The 18,438-nt window shown below is 65.0% G+C and carries 19 protein-coding genes, 3 tRNA genes, 1 pseudogene and 1 other annotated feature; of the genes and pseudogenes, 11 read left to right on the top strand and 12 right to left on the bottom strand.

The features are described 5' to 3' along the window. Nucleotides 1-255: 255 nt before the first annotated feature. On the bottom strand, nucleotides 256-648 hold the full coding sequence (locus tag FHS79_RS15350) for a cupin domain-containing protein (RefSeq protein WP_184202117.1): 393 nt from the start codon (nucleotides 646-648) through the stop codon (nucleotides 256-258). A gap of 184 nt (nucleotides 649-832) precedes the next feature. Here FHS79_RS15350 and FHS79_RS15345 point away from each other — a divergent pair, with 184 nt between their 5' ends. Continuing rightward, nucleotides 833-1,441, top strand: a complete 609-nt coding sequence (locus tag FHS79_RS15345; protein WP_184202114.1) for an outer membrane protein — start codon at nucleotides 833-835, stop codon at nucleotides 1,439-1,441. Between the two features lie 317 nt (nucleotides 1,442-1,758). Here the strand turns inward: FHS79_RS15345 and rplL are convergent, their stop codons facing one another. The 7 genes from rplL to FHS79_RS15310 all read right to left on the bottom strand — a co-directional run bounded on the left by rplL (nucleotide 1,759) and on the right by FHS79_RS15310 (nucleotide 5,232). Continuing rightward, on the bottom strand, nucleotides 1,759-2,133 hold the full coding sequence (rplL, locus tag FHS79_RS15340) for a 50S ribosomal protein L7/L12 (RefSeq protein ID WP_184202111.1): 375 nt from the start codon (nucleotides 2,131-2,133) through the stop codon (nucleotides 1,759-1,761). Nucleotides 2,134-2,165: 32 nt separating this feature from the next. Further along, a complete protein-coding gene (gene rplJ, locus FHS79_RS15335) occupies nucleotides 2,166-2,681 on the bottom strand; it encodes a 50S ribosomal protein L10 (protein WP_184202109.1) in 516 nt (171 codons plus the stop codon). 387 nt (nucleotides 2,682-3,068) lie between these two features. After that, nucleotides 3,069-3,767 carry a 50S ribosomal protein L1 gene (rplA, locus tag FHS79_RS15330; protein ID WP_184202106.1) on the bottom strand — a complete coding sequence of 233 codons (699 nt, stop codon included), beginning with the start codon at nucleotides 3,765-3,767 and terminating at the stop codon, nucleotides 3,069-3,071. A gap of 4 nt (nucleotides 3,768-3,771) precedes the next feature. Continuing rightward, nucleotides 3,772-4,206, bottom strand: coding sequence for a 50S ribosomal protein L11 (gene rplK, locus FHS79_RS15325; RefSeq protein WP_184202103.1), 435 nt, complete (start codon nucleotides 4,204-4,206; stop codon nucleotides 3,772-3,774). Nucleotides 4,207-4,275: 69 nt separating this feature from the next. Further along, a complete protein-coding gene (gene nusG, locus FHS79_RS15320) occupies nucleotides 4,276-4,812 on the bottom strand; it encodes a transcription termination/antitermination protein NusG (protein ID WP_184202100.1) in 537 nt (178 codons plus the stop codon). A gap of 17 nt (nucleotides 4,813-4,829) precedes the next feature. Beyond that, on the bottom strand, nucleotides 4,830-5,072 hold the full coding sequence (gene secE, locus FHS79_RS15315) for a preprotein translocase subunit SecE (protein WP_184202097.1): 243 nt from the start codon (nucleotides 5,070-5,072) through the stop codon (nucleotides 4,830-4,832). Between the two features lie 84 nt (nucleotides 5,073-5,156). Then, a tRNA-Trp gene (locus FHS79_RS15310) sits at nucleotides 5,157-5,232 on the bottom strand. Between the two features lie 101 nt (nucleotides 5,233-5,333). Here FHS79_RS15310 and FHS79_RS15305 point away from each other — a divergent pair. The 5 genes from FHS79_RS15305 to rlmB all read left to right on the top strand — a co-directional run bounded on the left by FHS79_RS15305 (nucleotide 5,334) and on the right by rlmB (nucleotide 8,307). Next, a tRNA-Gly gene (locus FHS79_RS15305) sits at nucleotides 5,334-5,407 on the top strand. A gap of 111 nt (nucleotides 5,408-5,518) precedes the next feature. Beyond that, complete coding sequence (locus FHS79_RS15300; protein WP_184202094.1) at nucleotides 5,519-6,574, top strand: GGDEF domain-containing protein; 1,056 nt, start codon at nucleotides 5,519-5,521, stop codon at nucleotides 6,572-6,574. A gap of 90 nt (nucleotides 6,575-6,664) precedes the next feature. Beyond that, nucleotides 6,665-6,750 (top strand) — tRNA-Tyr (locus tag FHS79_RS15295). Nucleotides 6,751-6,981: 231 nt separating this feature from the next. Beyond that, nucleotides 6,982-7,491, top strand: a complete 510-nt coding sequence (locus FHS79_RS15290) for a hypothetical protein (protein ID WP_184202091.1) — start codon at nucleotides 6,982-6,984, stop codon at nucleotides 7,489-7,491. A gap of 57 nt (nucleotides 7,492-7,548) precedes the next feature. Beyond that, the gene (gene rlmB / locus FHS79_RS15285) at nucleotides 7,549-8,307 is read left to right on the top strand and encodes a 23S rRNA (guanosine(2251)-2'-O)-methyltransferase RlmB (protein ID WP_184202088.1); all 759 of its coding nucleotides are present in this window, start codon (nucleotides 7,549-7,551) and stop codon (nucleotides 8,305-8,307) included. Here the strand turns inward: rlmB and FHS79_RS15280 are convergent. Together FHS79_RS15280 and FHS79_RS15275 are read right to left on the bottom strand one after the other, a co-directional pair. After that, nucleotides 8,304-9,665, bottom strand: a complete 1,362-nt coding sequence (locus tag FHS79_RS15280; RefSeq protein ID WP_184202085.1) for a glutamate--cysteine ligase — start codon at nucleotides 9,663-9,665, stop codon at nucleotides 8,304-8,306. The genes rlmB and FHS79_RS15280 overlap by 4 nt on opposite strands. A 46-nt stretch (nucleotides 9,666-9,711) precedes the next feature. Further along, on the bottom strand, nucleotides 9,712-10,164 hold the full coding sequence (locus tag FHS79_RS15275) for a DUF3224 domain-containing protein (protein WP_207792384.1): 453 nt from the start codon (nucleotides 10,162-10,164) through the stop codon (nucleotides 9,712-9,714). A gap of 76 nt (nucleotides 10,165-10,240) precedes the next feature. Here FHS79_RS15275 and FHS79_RS15270 point away from each other — a divergent pair, with 76 nt between their 5' ends. Continuing rightward, nucleotides 10,241-11,989: an N-acyl-D-amino-acid deacylase family protein gene (locus tag FHS79_RS15270; RefSeq protein WP_184202082.1), complete on the top strand. Its 1,749-nt coding sequence runs from the start codon at nucleotides 10,241-10,243 to the stop codon at nucleotides 11,987-11,989. Nucleotides 11,990-12,118: 129 nt separating this feature from the next. Continuing rightward, nucleotides 12,119-14,470, top strand: a complete 2,352-nt coding sequence (locus FHS79_RS15265) for a penicillin acylase family protein (RefSeq protein ID WP_184202079.1) — start codon at nucleotides 12,119-12,121, stop codon at nucleotides 14,468-14,470. 3 nt (nucleotides 14,471-14,473) lie between these two features. On the opposite strand, the gene FHS79_RS15260 is transcribed toward FHS79_RS15265, so the two are convergent. After that, a complete protein-coding gene (locus tag FHS79_RS15260; protein WP_184202076.1) occupies nucleotides 14,474-15,640 on the bottom strand; it encodes a pilus assembly protein TadG-related protein in 1,167 nt (388 codons plus the stop codon). Further along, entirely contained in the window at nucleotides 15,633-16,055 is a 423-nt protein-coding gene (locus FHS79_RS15255; RefSeq protein WP_184202074.1) for a TadE/TadG family type IV pilus assembly protein, read from the bottom strand. Before FHS79_RS15255 ends, FHS79_RS15260 begins: the two co-directional genes overlap by 8 nt. A gap of 238 nt (nucleotides 16,056-16,293) precedes the next feature. Between FHS79_RS15255 and FHS79_RS15250 the strand changes: the two genes are divergently transcribed. The 3 genes and pseudogenes from FHS79_RS15250 to FHS79_RS15240 form a co-directional block, all read left to right on the top strand. Then, entirely contained in the window at nucleotides 16,294-16,533 is a 240-nt protein-coding gene (locus FHS79_RS15250) for a MerR family transcriptional regulator (RefSeq protein ID WP_184202071.1), read from the top strand. Between the two features lie 260 nt (nucleotides 16,534-16,793). After that, the gene (locus FHS79_RS15245) at nucleotides 16,794-17,525 is read left to right on the top strand and encodes a rolling circle replication-associated protein (RefSeq protein WP_184202068.1); all 732 of its coding nucleotides are present in this window, start codon (nucleotides 16,794-16,796) and stop codon (nucleotides 17,523-17,525) included. A 542-nt stretch (nucleotides 17,526-18,067) separates the two neighbouring features. Continuing rightward, nucleotides 18,068-18,438, top strand: a pseudogene (locus tag FHS79_RS15240) (transposase); the annotation flags it as partial. After that, nucleotides 18,349-18,438, top strand: a sequence feature (AL1L pseudoknot). This feature is flagged as partial in the annotation. Its footprint overlaps the pseudogene before it by 90 nt.

The raw sequence follows: 18,438 nt of genomic DNA, 5'->3' as shown, positions 1-18,438 counted from the left end.
TTGGTGTCCGGCGCCCTTGCAACCGCTGGGGGATTGCAAAGACAACAAAAGCCGCGGGGCCTCCATCGCAATGCTGCGACCGGATGCCACACGGCACTGGCGATTGATCCCTGTGTCCTCCCATGCGTCGCGGCCAAACTCGCTCGAAAAGGCCGTGTCCCGGAGAATTCAGGAAAGCGAGCCCCGAAAGGGCCGCCTTGTGGAACTCATATAGGGCCATGCAGTCCGCAGGGGAAGAGGGTTTCGCCGGCGGCGTCAGCGCGGACGGTGCTGCGTGTCCAGCCCCGGGGTGATGAAGATGGCGGCGGCCGGCCGGTCAAGGTCCGCCGTGTGCCAGCAGCCGCGCGGGTTGATGGCGTGGTCGCCGGCCTGCAGCACGATGCGCGCGGTGCGTCCATCGGCAAGCTCCTGCAGAAGGATCATCGAGCCCGAGGTGCAGATGACGACCTCATCGCCGACCGGATGCATCTCCCACATCGCCCAGCTTTCGGTGAACTCGAACATGCTGAGCAATCGGCCGTCGCTGCCATCGGCATCATGGCGCGCGGCATAATGCTCATACCAGTCCATTCCCGAAAACGGCGGCTGCTCGACCGCGCTGCCGGCAGGGCCGAGGTGGACGAAGGACCGGAGGAGTGAAACCGCCATGGCATCATGATAGGCGCGATGCCTTCCTGCACAAGCGGGAGTCGCACCAGATTGCACTGTAGCAAAAATGCAACAGTGCACAGACTTCGAAATCTGGCTGGAACCATGGCCAAGGGGGCCACTTGTGCACTCATGCCGCTTTAAAACAGCGGTAGTTCTCGTGGCTTTGCGTTAAGGATATGCAATGAAGATGCTTTTTTCGGCAGGCGCGCTTGCGCTCGCACTCGGTCTCTCCGCTCCCGTGGTGGCGCAGGATGCCGTTGGAACCACCGCAACCAGCCCCGATGGTTCGCGGCCGTTCGGCTTCGAGCCCTATTTCGGCATCATGGGCGGCTACCATCTCTATGATCGCAAGCCCGATTTCCAGAGCACGACCGGCGCACGCTACGATGGTGCAGTGATCGAAGGTGTTCTCGGCGCCAATGTGCCGCTCGGCCCCTTGTTCATCGGCGTGGAAGGTCATGGTGCCAAGGGCTTCGGCAACATCGATTGGGAGTATGGCGTTCGCGGCCGCGCCGGCTTTCGCGCAGGTGAAACCGGCATGATCTACGGCAGCGTCGGCCACATGTGGTACGAAGTGCAGTCGGACCAGAACTTCATCGCCCGGGGCGCAACCGGCCAGGGCTTCAACGATCGAAAGGGCTGGGTCTATGGTCTCGGCGTCGAAGTCGGCCCGCGCGAGATTGGCTTGGGTGGCCTGACCGGCCAGTCCGGCGCGCGCTTGCGCCTTTCGGTCGAGACCTTTGAAGGCAAGAGCATCCGGCCGATGGGCGGTCTGATCTTCCACTTCTAGGCTTTGCACTGAACTGCGTGGCCGGCCGCGGGCATTGCCCGCGAGTCCGGCTGGGCTTTCGAAGTTCAGAAAAAAGATAGAGCGCGGCAAAGCCGCGCCGTCGGACATGAAAAAAGGGCGGGGAGTGATCCCCGCCCTTTCTCATGCCGGCCGGCCTCCGGCGAGTCCGGTGGCTTCGCCCGATCGCTGCGCAATCGGCCTCCAGCCAACGGCCGCCGTTCGGGTGAGCGCGGCAAAGCCGCGCCGTCGGACACGAAAAAAGGGCGGGGAGTGCTCCCCGCCCTTTCTCATGCCGGCTGGCGTTCGGCGAGTTCGGCTTACTTCAGTTCGACAGTCGCACCAGCGGCTTCGAGCTGTGCCTTCATCTGCTCGGCGTCGGCCTTGGAGATGCCTTCCTTGATCGGCTTCGGCGCCGATTCAACGAGGGTCTTGGCTTCGGTCAGGCCCAGGCCGGTGATGGCGCGGACTTCCTTGATGACGTTGATCTTCTTGCCACCGTCGCCGGTGAGGATCACGTCGAACTCGGTCTGCTCTTCGACGACAGCGGCGGGTGCACCAGCGGCCGGGCCGGCAACGGCGACGGCAGCAGCGGCGGACACGCCCCACTTTTCTTCGAGCATCTTGGCGAGGTCAGCGGCTTCCAGCACGGTGAGGGCGGAAAGCTGTTCAACGATTGCGTTCAGGTCAGCCATGGGTAATCTCCAATTCTAAAGGGTTGAAAAGCTTATGCCGCATCCTTGTCGGCATAGGCCTGGAACACGCGGGCGAGCTTGGCGGCCGGTGCGGTCGAAAGCTGGGCGATCTTCGTGGCCGGTGCGAGCACCAGGCCAATCAGCTTCGCGCGCAACTCATCGAGCGACGGCAGTTCTGCGAGCGCCTTTACGCCGTTCACATCGAGCAGCTGCGCGCCGATGGCGCCGCCGACGATCTCGAACTTGTCGGTGGTCTTGGCAAAGTCCACCGCGGCCTTGGCAGCGGCCACCGGATCGGTGGACGTGGCGAAGCCGGTCGGGCCGGTGAGCAGATCGCCCAACGGCTGGTACGGCGTGCCCTCGATGGCGATCCGCGCGAGGCGGTTCTTCGTCACCTTGAAGCTGGCACCGGCCTTGCGCATCCGGTTGCGAAGGTCATTGACCTGCGCAACGGTGAGCCCGTGGTTGCGGGTGACCACAACCACCGAGGTTTCGGCCAGCGTCGAAGCGAGGCCTGAAATGGTATCGGCTTTCTGGGTGCGATCCATGGTCTCTCCTTCATGTCGCTCCGGATCGCTCCGGAGCAGGCTGGGTATGATGCAGGCATGCGCCTGCACCGGCGGAGCCAGGGCTGCCCGGTGGAGACCCCCACGAAAAGGGGCATCAACGGGCTGCCATGGCCCGTCCAACGATGAACGAAAGTGGCCGCACGGCGTGCGCACGGCTGAAATCGGTCAATCGTCTCATGCAGGCTCACCGGGTTTCCGGCAATTTAGGAGGCGAACCTCACCGACAGTCTCGGACGGTTGGGTGCAGACGAAGCTGCAACCGAGCGGCGGCTATAGACGAAATGGCGCAAAGATCAAGCCAGTCAGACGCAAGAAGGGCCGGGGGGATTTCGCCCCCGGCCCTTCATGGTTTCAACGGATCGAAACTCAGATGCTGTGGCCGACCGTGTCGGTGTTGACGCGCACACCGGCACCCATCGACGACGACAGCGCCACCTTCTGCAGATACTTGCCCTTGGCGCCCGACGGCTTGGCGCGGACGACCGCGTTCAGCAGCGCGTCGAAGTTGGCGCGCAGGTCTTCCTGGGCGAAGCTCGCCTTGCCGAGCAGGCCATGGATGATCCCGGCCTTTTCGACGCGATATTCGACCTGGCCGCCCTTGGCTGCCTTCACGGCTTCACCGACGTTCATCGTCACGGTGCCGAGCTTGGGGTTGGGCATCAGGCCCTTGGGGCCCAGCACCTTGCCGAGACGGCCGACGAGACCCATCATGTCGGGCGTGGCGATGCAGCGATCGAAATCGATGGTGCCGCCCTGGACGAGCTCGAGCAGGTCTTCCGCACCGACGACTTCGGCGCCGGCTGCCCGGGCTTCATCGGCCTTGGCGCCGCGGGCGAACACGCCAACGCGGACCGACTTGCCAGTGCCCTTGGGCAGGGTGACAACGCCGCGGACCATCTGGTCGGCGTGGCGCGGATCTACATTGAGGTTGATGGCGACTTCGATCGTCTCGTCGAACTTGGCGGTGGCGTTGGCCTTCACCATCGCGAGCGCGGTATCGAGATCGTAAAGCGTGTCGCGATCGACAGCGGCGGCGAGCGCCTTGGCTTTCTTGCTCTGTGCCATGATATCAGCCCTCCACCACTTCGAGGCCCATCGAACGGGCACTGCCCTCGATGGTCCGCATGGCCATTTCAACGGTGTTTGCATTGAGATCGGCCATCTTGGTCTCGGCGATCTCGCGGATCTGCGACTGCTTCACCGCGCCGGCGAAGGCGCCCTTGCCGGTGGTTGCACCACCCGACTTGAGGCCGGCGGCCTGCTTGAGCAGATAGGATGCCGGCGGCGTCTTGGTCTCGAAGCTGAACGAGCGATCGGCGAACACGGTGATGACGGTGGGGATGGGGGTGCCCTTCTCCAGCTTCTCCGTGCGCGCGTTGAACGCCTTGCAGAATTCCATGATGTTGACACCGCGCTGGCCCAGCGCAGGCCCGATCGGCGGGGAGGGATTGGCGCTGCCGGCTTTCACCTGCAGCTTGATATAGCCTGTGATCTTCTTTGCCATGATTGGCACTCCTGTTTGTGGTGCAAGCGGCGGTGAAGCCTCCCACGGTGAATGGTCGGAAGCGGAAGGTTACTTCTGCTTTTCGACCTGCTCGAAGCCCAGTTCGACGGGGGTTGCCCGGCCGAAGATGGACACCGAAACTTTGACCCGGCCGTGATCGAAATCGATCTCCTCGACAAGGCCGTTGAAGCTGGCGAACGGGCCATCGAGAACGCGGACCTGGTCGCCGATCTCGAAATTGGCCTTGCGCTTGATCTTGGCGGCAGGCGTTTCCTCGGTCTTGGTGTTGAGCATCCGCGCCGCTTCGGTTTCCGAAATCGGCTGCGGCTTGTTCTGCTGGCCGAGGAAGCCGGTGACCTTGGGGGTGTTCTTGACGAGGTGATAGATGTCGTCGGTCATGTCGAGCTTGGCGAGCACATAGCCCGGCATCGACTTGCGCTCGACGGCGCGCTTCTTGCCCTTCACCACCTCGGTGACGGTTTCGGCCGGCACTTCGACCGATTCGATGAACACGTCGAGACCCTTGCGGGTGGCCTCGGCGAGGATCGCCTCGCGGACCTTGTTCTCGAAGCCCGAGTAAGCGTGAATGATGTACCAGCGCGCCATCTTTATCCCTTAGCCCCTCAGCCAGCGAGCCCGAGCAGAAATTTGACAATGGCGCCGAGCAACTGGTCGACGCCGAGGAAGAAGATCGACAGCAGCGCGGTCATGATCAGCACCAGGATGGTGGTGGTGATCGTCTCCCGCCGTGTCGGCCATTTGATCTTGGCGGTTTCGGCGCGCACCTGCCGCACGAACTCGCCAACGCTGACGCGCTGCGATTTTTCGGCCTTGGCACTCGGTGCGGATTTTGCGTCGCTCACCATTGGATCCAGATCAGAGAAATTCAGTCGATTCGAAAGACCCCGATAGTCGACCCGCCGCTCTCTTGCAAAGAGCGGCGGGACAACTGGCAGGAGTGGAGGGATTCGAACCCCCGGCCCTCGGTTTTGGAGACCGATGCTCTACCAGCTGAGCTACACTCCTAGGGTCGGGCTGCGGGCTATACCGGCGGGGGGGACGGAGCGCAAGTGCGGTTGCTGAACGCGGTTGAAACGGCGAGGTGGTGCGGGTAAGCGGGGGGCGTCGCGGGTATAGCTCAATGGTAGAGCACTAGCCTTCCAAGCTAGTGATGCGGGTTCGATCCCCGCTACCCGCTCCAGCGCAGCGCCTTGCCGCGGCCCCTGCCCCTGCCCCTGCCCTGCCAGGCAAAGCCTAAACGCCACCCCACTCGTGCCGTATTCCTTCGCACAACCGAACGGGGAGATGCGCGATGACGATGGCTAGCGGACTGCTGGTGGCTGCCGAGGAAGCATCGGCAAGCACCGCCGCACTCGCCTGGTTCGACCAGGTCCGTGCGCATTGCGTGATGCATGACCTGCCCCCCGAGCCGCCGGTCTATGACCTGCTCTGGCGCTATGTGCGCGACGAAAACCATGATCTGTCGCTGGCCGTGGACCGTGCCATTGCCGCGGGCGGCTTCGACCTGCCGGCGCTGATGGACATGCGCGTCAAGCACATCGATGGCATCACCACCGGCGAAGTCGCCTCGCTTGTCGAGGTGGTGCACGACCAGGCCAGGGCGCTGACCGAGACGATCGAAGTGGGGCAGACAAACCTTGCCAAATACGACCGGGCGCTGGGGGAGGGGTCGTCGGCATTGTCCACGCCACTGGAGGCGGCAGCACTTGCCGAGCTGCTCGAGAATCTGGGCCAGGCCACCAACACCATGCAGGAGGCCAATGCGCGGCTGGCAGCCGATCTGGCGGTGGCGGTGACCGAGGCGCGCACGCTTTCGGTGAAGCTGGGCGCTGCTCAGCGGGCGGCAGTGACCGACCAGCTGACCGGGCTGCTCAACCGGCGCGGCACCTTCCAGCTGATCGAGCAGCACCAGCGCGAGGCGCGCCGGTCAGGACAGCCAGTGTCGCTGGCGCTGATCGACATCGACAATTTCAAGCGGGTGAACGATCGCTTCGGCCATGCGCTCGGCGACGATGTGCTGCGCTTCGTGGCGCAGCATCTGGCGGACCATGCCGAGCTGTTCGGCGGCAGTGTCGGGCGGCTTGGGGGCGAGGAGTTCGTCACGATAATCCCGGGCAAGCCCGTGCAGCTGGCGGCGAGCATGGTCGACCAGGTTCGCGCCAAGCTGGCCTCGCAAGTGATCCGCAACGCCGTCGATGGCTCGAGCCTGGGGCGGGTGAGCTTCTCTGCGGGCGTGGCGGCGGACAAGGCCGATGACACCGCCTCCACGCTGCTCGAGCGCGCCGACAAGGCGCTCTACACCGCCAAGCGCATGGGCCGGGACCGGGTGGTGCCCGACCGCAACTAGTATTGGGGATAAGCCTCATTGCAAACTTAGGTTGACAAGCGCGGGCGCAATTCGCCACTAGCGCCGCTTCGCAGGCGGCGGCGTGCATCCGGAGGGGTGGCCGAGCGGTCAATGGCAGCAGACTGTAAATCTGCCGGGTTTTCCCTACGTTGGTTCAAATCCAACCCCCTCCACCACCGCCGCCTGCGCTTCTTTTTATGTCCGAACCGGCCCGATCGGGCGCCTCCGGCAACGATAACAGGCGAAAGGCTGCGACATTCTGTCATGAATGGGGCCGGTTCGGTCTTTTCCTGAACAGACTGTCGTCAGCTGGCAACGCTCTGTCGCTAGGCGGGGATCCATTCGCGAATTTGCCGATAGTTTTTGGTTGGCACGCACTCGTGCTGGCATAGCGAAGGAATTCAACCATGCGTCGGATCGCAGCTTTTCTGATTGCCACAGCAGCTCTTTCGGCGCCGGCGATGGCGCAAATCGCCGTTGGTGCCACCGTCAAGGACACCACCGGCGGCACAGTCGGCACCGTGACCGCCTCGGAGGGCGGCAACGTCACCGTGGATACCGGCAAGAACAAGGTCGCGATTCCCGAGACGTCGTTTGCACAGACGCCCGAAGGCCCGCTTCTGGGCATGACCAAGGACCAGCTCGACAGCGCTGTGGAGACTGCAGCGGCCGAGAACAAGGCGAAGCTGATGGCGGCACTGGTGCCCGGGGCCGATGTGCGCGGCACCGCCGGCGTCGTGATCGGCAAGGTGGAAAAGGTCGACGGCGAGCTGGTGACGCTCACGTCGGAGGCCGGCAGTGCCAATGTGCCGGTGTCAGGCCTTGCGCTGCAGCCCGATGGCCTGCACTTCGGCATGACCGCCGAGGAGTTCACCGCTGCCGTCGAGGCGGCCAAGGCGGCCACAAGCGGGCAATAACGATCGTCAGGGCAGGGCCACTGGCCCTGCCCGCACGTTTCAGGCTATGGCCCTCGCATGGGCCGCAGACCTCACCCCAAATCGCAACAAGGCCAGAAGAGCGCGTTCCCGCGGCTGTATGGCAGGCATGCCGTGTTCGCGGCGCTCGACAATCCCGAGCGGGCGTTGCGCAAGCTGATCGTCACCCATGCGTCCGCGCAGACGATCGTCATCCCGCCGGGCCTCACGGTACAATATGGCGATGACCATGATCTTGGCCGGCTGGTGCCCACCGACGCACCGCACCAGGGGTTTGTGCTCGAAGTGGAGCCGCTCGAATCGCCCTGGCTCGGCGATCTCCTCGCCGATGCGGTGGCGGACAATGACAAGCGCCCGCTGATGGTGCTCGACCAGGTGACCGACCCGCACAATGTCGGGGCGATCATGCGCTCGGCACTGGCGTTCGGCGCCCGCGCGCTGGTGACGCAGGACCGGCATTCGCCGCAGGAGAATGGTGCGCTGGCCCGCGCGGCCTCCGGGGCGCTCGAAGCACTGCCCTGGTGCCGCGTCGTGAATTTGGCGCGCGCTCTCGACGAGATCGGCGAAGCGGGCTTCTGGCGGATCGGGCTTGATGGCAGTGCCGAAGCCGATCTCGAATCGGCCCTCGGCGACACACGGCCGGCGCTGGTGATGGGCGCCGAAGGCGAAGGCTTGCGCGCGCTGACGATCGAGCGTTGCGACCAGATGGCCAGGCTGCCGATTTCGGCGGCGATGGAGAGCCTGAATGTGTCGAATGCGGCCGCGATCGCGCTTTATGCGGCGGCGCGCCGCGGCTAGTAGCTTTCGGTTTCGTAGATGAAGTCGGTGCTGCCTGCATAGAGCGCCAGCAGCCGGTCCGCCGTCGTCATCCCGCTCTCGGCGATTTCGCGAAGCGGGCTGAGGAAGCCCTGTTCGGTGTCGCCCATGCGGTTGAGGCGCGCGCGGCGAGCGAGGCCGGCATCGGCGATGGCGAGCACCGCCTTGGCAAGGTCCTGCAGTGTGCCGCCGTTCGGGCTGCCGGCCTGCAGCGCGAGGCGCGGGACCTCGGCGCGCAGCCGGGCATGGTCTTGCGGCGTCCAGTGCTTGACGAGATCCCAGGCGGCATCGAGCGAAACCTGGTCGTAAAGCAGGCCGACCCAGAGGGCGGGCAGCGCGCAGATCCGGTCCCAGCGCCCGCCGTCGGCACCGCGCATTTCGAGATAGCCCTTCATCCGCACTTCGGGGAAGGCGGTGGAGAGATGGTCTTTCCAGTCCCCGAGCTTCGGCTTTTCGCCCGGCAGCACGGCAAGCTTGCCCGCCAGGAAATCCCGGAAGCTGTGGCCGGCGGCATCGATGTATTTGCCGTCGCGGTAGACGAAGTACATCGGCACATCGAGGGCATAGTCGGCGTAGCGCTCATATCCGAAGCCATCCTCGAACACGAACGGCAGCGTGCCGGTGCGCGCCGGGTCGGTGTCGGTCCAGATATGGCTTCGGAAGCTCTTGAAGCCGTTGGGCTTGCCTTCGGTGAAGGGGGAATTGGCGAACAGGGCGGTGGCCAGCGGCTGCAGCGCCATCGACACGCGGAACTTCAGCGCCATGTCGGCTTCCGACGCATAATCGAGGTTGGTCTGGATCGTGCAGGTGCGCAGCATCATGTCGAGCCCGAGCGACCCCACGCGCGGCATGTGCGCGCGCATGATGCCGTAGCGGCCCTTGGGCATGACCGGCAGCTGGCTCCGAGTCTTGTCCGGCCAGAAGCCGAGGCCGAGGAAGCCGAGGCCAAGCTCGTCGCCAACTTCGCGGCACTGGGCGAGGTGGCGGTTCGATTCGGCGCATGTCTGGTGGATGGTCTCCAGCGGGGCGCCGGACAGCTCGAACTGGCCGGCGGGTTCGAGGCTGACGGCGCCATCGTCGCCCTTGAGCGCAATGACATGGCCGCCTTCGATCACCGGCTCCCAGCCGAAGCGCTCCATGCCCTTGAGCAAGTCCCGGATGCCGCCGGGCTCGTCGTACGAAGGGGCGCGCTTGTCGGCGAGGCGATAGACGAATTTTTCGTGCTCGGTGCCGATCCGCCAGTCCGCCGCCGGCTTGGCGCCATGTTCGAAGACGCTGATCAGCTGATCGCGCGATTCGATGATCGCGTCGTCGCCGGACTGGTTCTGCTGGTTGCTCATACGGCGCGCTTAGCCGCCCCACACGACCTTCGCAATCGCGCCCGACTCAATTCGCCTCCAGGCTGTAGCGGAGGATGTAATCATGGCGGCCGCCGCCGACATCGAGCGTCATCGCGCCGCGGATGCCGGCGAGGTCGCCGGTGCCGCTGCCGGGCACGATGGCGACGCGCAGATCGGGGGCACCCTTGTCCATCAGCCCCAGATGCGCGAGCGCAAAGCTGCCGGCGCGTCCATCGAGCGTGCCCTCCACGCGCTCGATCAGGACATAGGCTGCCGAGCCCTGCTCCGGGGTGATGCCGCTCAGCATGGTGCCGCTGCCCTTGCCGACCAGACTGCCACTGAAATCCTTGGTCACCGCGATGCGGCCCTGGGTGAGGCCTTCACCCTTGGCTTCCGCCTCCGGCGCCATTTTCACCGTGAAGCTGCCCTGCGCCACAAACTCTGCTGCCATTGCCTCGCTCCCGATGAAAAGGGCCGCTGCCCAGAGGATGTTCTTCATGTGTTCACCCTACTATTGCCAGTGCCCGCGTCAATCCGCGCATGATAGGCTTTGCGCATCAATCGGGAGAAGCGCCATGCATGATCTGGTCATCCGCGGGGGAACCATTGTCGACGGCTCGGGCGCTCCGGCGTTTCGCGGCGACATCGCCATCGACGGCGAGCGCATCACGGCTGTCGGCACCATCTCCGCTTCCGGCCGCCGCGAGATCGATGCCAGCGGGCTGCATGTGACGCCGGGCTTTGTCGATATCCACACGCACTATGACGGCCAGGCGACCTGGGACGCCGAGATGGCGCCTTCGAGCTGGCATGGCGTGACCACGGTCGTGATGGGCAATTGCGGGGTGGGCTTTGCCCCTGCCCGGCCAGATCGGCATCAATGGCTGATCGGGCTGATGGAAGGCGTGGAGGATATTCCGGGTACCGCCCTTGCCGAAGGCATGCGCTGGAACTGGGAGAGCTTTCCCGAATATCTCGATGCGCTGGCCGAACTGCCGCGCACGGTCGATGTCGGCACCCATGTGCCGCATGGGGCCGTGCGCGCCTATGTGATGGGGGAGCGCGGCGCCAACAACGAAGCGCCGACCGCCGACGACATTGCCGCGATGAGTGCCATTGTCGAGGATGGCCTGCGCGCCGGCGCCCTGGGCTTTTCCACCTCGCGCACCGTGCTCCACAAGTCGATCGATGGCGTGCTGGTGCCGGGCACCACCGCCACGCGCGAGGAGCTGATCGGCATCGGCCGGGCGATGGGCCGGGTTGGGCACGGGGTCTTCGAAATGGCGTCGGACCTGAAGCGCGAGTGGAACGAATTCAGCTGGATGGGCGATCTCAGCCGCGAGACCGGGCTTCCGGTGACCTACGCGATGCTGCAATCGATCGCCAAGGAGATGAGCTGGCAGGAGCAGATGGCCGCCACCGAAGCGCAGAACGCGCAAGGGGCGCACATCGTGGCGCAGATTGCGCTGCGCGGCACCGGCATTTTGATGGCGTGGCAAGGCACCGTGCACCCGTTCAAGTTCCGCGAGAGCTGGGTGGCCATCGAGGGTCTGCCGTGGGCGAAGCAGCTGGCGCACCTCAACGATCCGGCATTCAAGGCGCGGTTGCTTGCCGAGCCGAGCATCATTCCCGAATCGGACATCCAGGCGGTGCTGATGGTCGTGGCGCATGGCTTCGGGCTGCAATATGCGATGCCTGAAGGCTTCGATTACGAGCCGGGCCGCGATCTCGCGATCGAGACGCTGGCGCGCGCTGCCGGCGTGTCTCCGGCCGAATATGCCTATGACATGCTGACGGCGAATGACGGCACCGGCTTCATCTACCTGCCGCTGCTCAACTATGCCGATGGCAATCTGGATTTCGTCGCCGGGCTGCTCGAACACCCCGACACGGTGATCTCGCTTTCGGACGGCGGCGCGCATTGCGGCACCATCTGCGATGCCGCCTCGCCCACCTTCCTGCTCCAGCACTGGGTGCGTGACCGGGTGCGGGGCCGGGTGAGCATCGAGAATGCGATTCGGCGCCAGTGCCGCGATACCGCGCTTCTCTATGGCCTCGAGGACCGGGGGCTGCTTGCACCCGGGCATCTGGCGGACATCAACCTGATTGACATGGGCACGCTCAAGCTCGGCAAGCCCTGGCTGGCGTTCGACCTTCCCGCCGGCGGCAAGCGGCTGCTGCAAACGGCGGACGGCTATGTGGCGACGATCAAACGCGGAGCGGTGACCTTCGAGCACGGCGTGCCGACGGGTGCTGTGCCCGGACAGCTCATCCGCGGCCCACAGCAGGCACCGGAAGCTGCCCTCACGATCGCGGCCGAATAGCCGCAGGACGGGTGTGCGGAAGCCGGCGCGGCGGGCGACGCATCGGTCGGTCGCGCTGCGCGTGATCAAGGAATTTTAAGCACTTGCCAGCCGGCCCCCCGGCTTTCAATCTGCGCCGGGGAGAAGAATATGCAGCTCATGGTCCGCACGGCACTTGCAGCATTCTGTGCGACTTCGGCACTGGCGCAGACGCCGCCGCCGCCGCTGCCGCCGGGTGCGCTCCTCGAAAGCCGCAGCCTTGCCGGGCTGAGCGCGCCCGGCGAGATTGCCATCGACCGCTGGGGCATTTCGCACATCAAGGCCGCCACCCCGGAGGATGCCTTCTTCCTGCAGGGCTATGCCACGGCGCGCGACCGGCTCTGGCAGATCGACCTGTGGCGCAAACGCGGGCTGGGTCGGCTCGCTGCCAGCTTCGGCGCGGCGTTCGTCGAGCAGGATCGCGCCAGCCGGCTGTTTCTCTACCGGAGTGACATGGCGGCGGAATGGGCTGCCTATCCGGCGGCAGCCAAAGGCTGGACCCAGGCCTTTGCAGCCGGGATCAACGCCTATGTGAGCGAGGTCGAGGCGGGACGCGCGGCGATGCCCGAGGAATTCGCTGCCACCGGCTCGCGGCCCGAGCGCTGGACCGCCGATGACATCGTCCGCATCCGCAGCAATGCGCTGGTGAGCAACCTGCCCTCCGAAGTGGCGCGGGCGCGCGCCATCTGCGCCGCCGGCGTGGCACTGGAGCCGCTGCGCCGCGAACTGTCCCCGGCGCACAGCATCGACCTCGCCGCCGCCGCCGACCCCTGCACCATCCCGGCCGATGTGCTGAAGGACTTCCAGCTCGGCACCGGCGGGGTGAGTTTTACCGCCGGCAAGATCATCCTGCAGGACACGCCGTCAGCCATTGCATACGCCGACCCCGATCTGCGCGAGGGCTCGAACAACTGGGTTGTGGGGCCATCGCGCACCAGCACCGGCCGCCCGATCCTGGCGGGGGACCCGCACCGCGCGCACGGGGTGCCGTCGCTCCGCTATGTCGTGCACATGGAGGCACCGGGGCTGCACATTGCGGGTGCGGGCGAGCCGGCGCTGCCGGGCATCAGCTTCGGCCATAACGAGGACATCGGCTGGGCGCTGACCATCTTCGCGGTCGACCAGCAGGATCTGGTGGTCAACCCGCCCAGGACGAGCCTCCGCACCGTCACCGAGACAATCGAGGTGAAGGGCGAGGCGCCGCGCACGGTGGAACTGCGCTTCACCGCCGATGGCCCGGTCATCCACACCGACCCGGCGACCGGCCGCAGCTTCAGCCTGCGCGCCACCTGGGACCGGCCGGGGGCGTCGGCCTATTTCAATGCCAGCTGGCTCTGGCAGGCGAAGGACTGGGCCGGCTTCAAGGCTGGCAGCGACAAATGGGGCGGGCCGCCGCTCAACCTGCTCTTTGCCGGCAAGGACGGGGACATCGGCTGGGCGGCTGCGGGTTTCCTGCCGAGGCGCAGCCGTGGCGACGGACTGCTGCCGGTGATCGCCGATGGCCGCAGCGGGTGGCAGGGGCTGCGCCCGGCCTCCGACCTGCCATCGGTGCGCAACCCGGCGAAAGGCTGGTTTGCCACCGCCAACGAGATGAATGTGCCGTCCGATTTCCCGAACCAGGCGATCAGCTTCGAATGGGGGGATCGCTCGCGCATCGACCGGATTGCCGAAGTGATCGGCACCAACCCGCGTTTCAGCCTGACCGACGCCATGGCGCTGCAGGCCGATGCCGTGAGCCCGCTCGCGCGGCGCGGCGTGGCGCTGCTCGCCGCTGTCACTCCCTCGCCGGAAACGCGCGAGATGCTCGGCTTCATGGCGGGCTGGGACGGGCATGAGCATGAGGCCAGCCCGCAAGCCGCACTTTTCGAGGTCTGGACCAAGCGCCATCTGGCCCAGGCTGCGGTGGCGGCACTGGTGCCCGAGGCGGCGCGGCCGGCGTTCGGTAACTCCTCGCTGCCGGCGCTGATGACGCTGCTCGAAAAGCAGGACCCGCTGCTCGGGCCCGATCCGGCGGCAATGCGCGACCGCATTCTGGCAACCTCGCTGCAATCGGCCTGGGCCGAGACGGTGAAACTGCTCGGTGCCGATCCGGCGCGGTGGCGCTGGGGGTCGATCCACAAGGCCATGTTCGTGCCCGATCTCGCGATTCCCGGCCGCGAGGATGCGCGGCAGATCGGCCCGCTGCCGATTGGCGGCTCGGCCTCGACGCCGATGGCCTCGGGCAGCCCGCGCAACGATTTCATCGTCCGCCACGGCGCTTCGGTGCGGATGGTGCTCGATGTGGGGGCGTGGGACAACAGCCTCATCATCAACAGCCCTGGCCAGTCGGGGGATGCCGGCAGCCCGCACTACCGCGACCTGTTTCCACGCTGGGCGGCAGGGCAGATGGTGCCGTTCCGCTGGAGCCGGGCGGCGGTGATGGCCGATGCCGAGCGCGTGATCAGCGTCACCCCGGCGCGCTGACGGTCAGGACACCAGCCGCGGCAGGCCGTCCCCGAGGCGGCCGCCGCGCGGGCACCGCATGACGATGGCGATGTCGTCGTAATCGCGGTCGGTCCAGGCCGGATCGAGCCAGGTGGACGACACGCCGGACTGGCCCGGCGGCCGATCCTCCCAGCCGAAGTACATGAACTTGCCGGGCTCGCAGCCCTGGCCGGTCGCGAGCGGAGTGCGGTTCTTGCCGCGCGGGATCACATTGCCCGAGACATCGGGGTTGCATTTGGCGAGCGTGTCGCAGCGTACCGTCTCGACCGTGCGCAACAGCGCGAAGGTCTCCTTGCCAGCGGTGATGACGGTATCGGTGTACAGCTCCTTCACCGGCCGGCCAGGCTGGCGATTTTCGACCGTGGCATTGGGGTTCGACCACAGCACGGGGTGCGACTTCACATGGCGCGTGTTGGTGAGGCGGAAGCTCAGGCTTTGCCCCTCCTGCTCGCAGCGCGGCCAGACCAGATCTTCGGGTGACGGCGGGTTGATCCTGACGCGGTTGCCGCTGATCGTCGCGATATTCGAGCCCACTGGAAGATTGTTGGATACGAGGGTCATCTGCGACCGGCGGCTCGCGGCAGTGCCCGAGCCGGCATGGTCGAAACAATAGGCATAGAGCTGGTTGAAATCCCCGGCTTCGGAATCGAGCAGCGTCAGCTCGGGCGGTTGGTACGAGACATTCGCCGGGCGGGCCGCAACGGCCTGCACGATGATCGAGGGTTGATCGACATTGAGGATGCGCGAAAAATACTGGGGAACGGGGTTGCCACGCTGGTCGGTCCGTCGGGCGATGACCCGCACGGCGTTGGCATCCAAGCCGGCGCCCGGCACGAAGCCGGTGTCGGATGCATAGCTGCCGACCTCGACATCTGCGGCGGTGGTGGCAAGACCATAGTCTGCGGGGAGATTGCGCGAGACGTAGGAGACTGCTGCGGTCGACGCATTGCCGCCGTCCGCCAGCGTCTGCACGCCTGCAAGCGCCGCAGCGTCTGCTGCAGATTGCATGCGATTGAAGACGATCCGCTGGACCGCGACGTCGATGCTGACCGCCAACCCACCCAGGAGAACCGGCACCATCATCGCCACGATGACGGCAACAGCACCTTGCTGCGCTCCGAAAAGGCGCGCGACCAACCGGTCAGCCATCGAAGGGCACCTCCTGCTTAGCGGTTGCCGTGGCCCGGATCGTCCAGGGCAAGACGCGCGAGAAGAACACGATCAGTGACGCATCGTCGGCAGCGGCCGAAAGCTGCACGGTGATGAAGTTCAGGCGGGGCTGTTCGATGTCGGTATGCGCGACGGTGTAGGAGACATGGGTCCGCAGCCATGGCGGCAGGTTGTGCTGGATCTGGCCCGCTATCTCGCCCGGCGTGATGGTGTTCACTGCGAGCCGCCGCGCCAGCACCATGGCCTCATGCTGCATCAGGTTCATCGAAAACGCGATCGACGCCGCCTCGAACGCGCCGAAGATCAGCGAAAAGAGCAACGGCACGACGAGGGCGAATTCGGCTGCGACCGATCCGCACGCATCAAGCACAGTCCTGCTGCAGGTCTTCTTCACGCATTTCGCCAATCATCAGGGTAAACGCCATAAAAAGCGACCAAACTTCCTTGCTCTTAATAGCACCGCATGACCGGGATCAATGAACAATTGCATCAATAAATGGCAAACAATTGCAAACTTTTCAGTTGCGACAGGCGTTTGGGCTGATCGAGCACGGTGCGGCTTAACAGATCGGACTGATCATCCAGGCGTCGTGGCTGCGGCTCACGCGCTGACCCCAATAAAGGACAGTCTCATGACCGATCCGTGCAGCACCAATGGCGGGGGCGCGCCCCTGCCCCATTACCTGTCTCCTCTCGACCTCGAGACCTGGTTCCGCATTCCCCGCGGCACGTCGGCCAAGTGGCGGACGAATGGGTCAGGGCCCCCCTTCGCGAAGCTTGGCGCAAAGGTGCTCTACCAGACCGCCGATTTTGTGCAGTGGATCAACGAGCGCCGGTCCGTCTGCGCGACCAATGGTAGCGTGCTGAACTAGTATGGCCCGACGTCTCTCGTCATCGCTGTGTGTCGCCACGCGCTCCCCATCATCGCCCCACGCATAACATACGAAACATTCCAGATTTTGCTCATTCCTGAAAACACGCAGAAACCGAGCAAAGGCAGATAGATAGCGATCGTTGACGCAGGTGCCGAGGCGCATCGCCCATAGTAGGTTGGAGATACACTTGAACTTGGAGCGATAGAGCGGCAACGAACAAGGCTGCACGGACGTCCGATGCGCTCAAGCTGGATGATGTGGAATTCGTTCTGTCAGCTATTCTGAAGGCTAAAGCGATCGAGATGCCGCTGAACTGGTGGGTGACGATCAACTGGGCCACTGCGGGAGCCGGGGATCGCGCGTTGAAAGCGACGGGCAGGTTCTTCAAACTCGCGAATGACTGGCTGCGCTCGAAGGGATATGCATTGGCCTATGTGTGGGTTCGGGAGACCGGACCGTACAAGGGTGAGCATGTTCACATCGCCATGCATGTTCCTCCCCACGTGGGGCGGGCTTTTGGTCATCGCCAGCGTGCATGGATCAAGAGGGCTGGAGAGACCGGACCCTACCGCAGACGGACGGTGAAAACCGATGCCATCGGACTGCGGCTGGATCATGCCCTCAAAGGCCGGATGTACGGCGAGTTTCATGCGGACGATCTCGCCCGTGTCGTGGCATACATGCTTAAGGGCGCCGATGACGATGCGGCAGCGCTCTTCGGCATCGTGAAGCGTGAATTTGGCGGCGAGATCATAGGCAAGCGCTGCGGAACATGCCTGATCCTGGGCCGGGCAGCCCAACGAAAAACCCTGTCTCGTGTTCCCATCACCCCATGCCACGATGCAGGGCCACAGCGCGTTACTCCACCTCCCATGTATCACATCGAGGGGCACCAGCGGGATCACTCGAAGTATCCCGCGAGCACTGCCGCCGTCAGCAAGGCAAGGCAAGATCAGACAGTTAGGCGCAAGCTTCCCGCGCGCGCGTGACTATTACCGCCGGGCACCAATGGAATCTGACGGTGGCCATGGCATGCCATTAGAACCGCCGTGACGATGAACCATGAATGCTCGTGTGGCGTCGGAGCCGTCCACAGCCCGCCTCCCCGGGACCTCACCCCATGAAGGCGCCTGCCTACCACCATCGCAACAGGAGGGAAGTTTAGTGGCAAACTGTACACCGAGCGAAGCGCGTGTCGACGCGACGCAGGAAGCCGGCCGCCAGCACCAATACAGGCTACCGTTCCTGCTCGACGCGATAGCGGCGCCTTCTTGCACCCAACCGAGCCGGAAAGTGCCACGCGAGTATCATCCGCTCCCAGAGGGCTGGACCCCTTCGCGTCCTCTTTCGGCTGCGCTCGCCGTGTCCTGCCGCAATGTGGACGATGGATGGCTGGAGGGGCAGCTGGAGTCGTTCCACCGTTGGGTGTGCAACGCCGCCGATCGGAACGGCAAGGGCCTCAAGAAGGACTGGGACGCTGAATCGCGCCGGGTTTGCCGGAGGCTCCAACTCTTGAGAAGGTGGAGCGACTATGAGCAAGGCAACGAACAAGTATGCGCCCGAGGTGCGGGAACGCGCGGTGCGGATGGTGCTGGAACACGAACTGGATCACGGTTCGCGCTGGACGGCGGTGGTTTCGGTATCGGCCAAGATCGGCTGTGCAGCGCAGACGCTGCATGAGTGGGTGAAGAAGGCCGAGGTTGATGCTGGCGGCCGAGCTGGCGTTCCGACCGAGGTTGCCGCGATGCTGAAGGCACCGGAACGCGAGAACCGGGAGCTGCGCCAGGCCAACGAGATCCTCAGGAAAGCATCGGCGTATTTTGCGATGGCGGAGCTCGACCGCCCGTTCAAAAGATGATCGCGTTCATCGATGATCACCGCGCCGTCCATGGGGTCGAGCCG

Origin of the sequence: Polymorphobacter multimanifer, from assembly GCF_014205635.1 — a bacterium.
Taxonomy (GTDB): Bacteria; Pseudomonadota; Alphaproteobacteria; order Sphingomonadales; family Sphingomonadaceae; genus Sandarakinorhabdus; species Sandarakinorhabdus multimanifer.
This window is presented reverse-complemented; position numbering and strand designations above follow the sequence as displayed.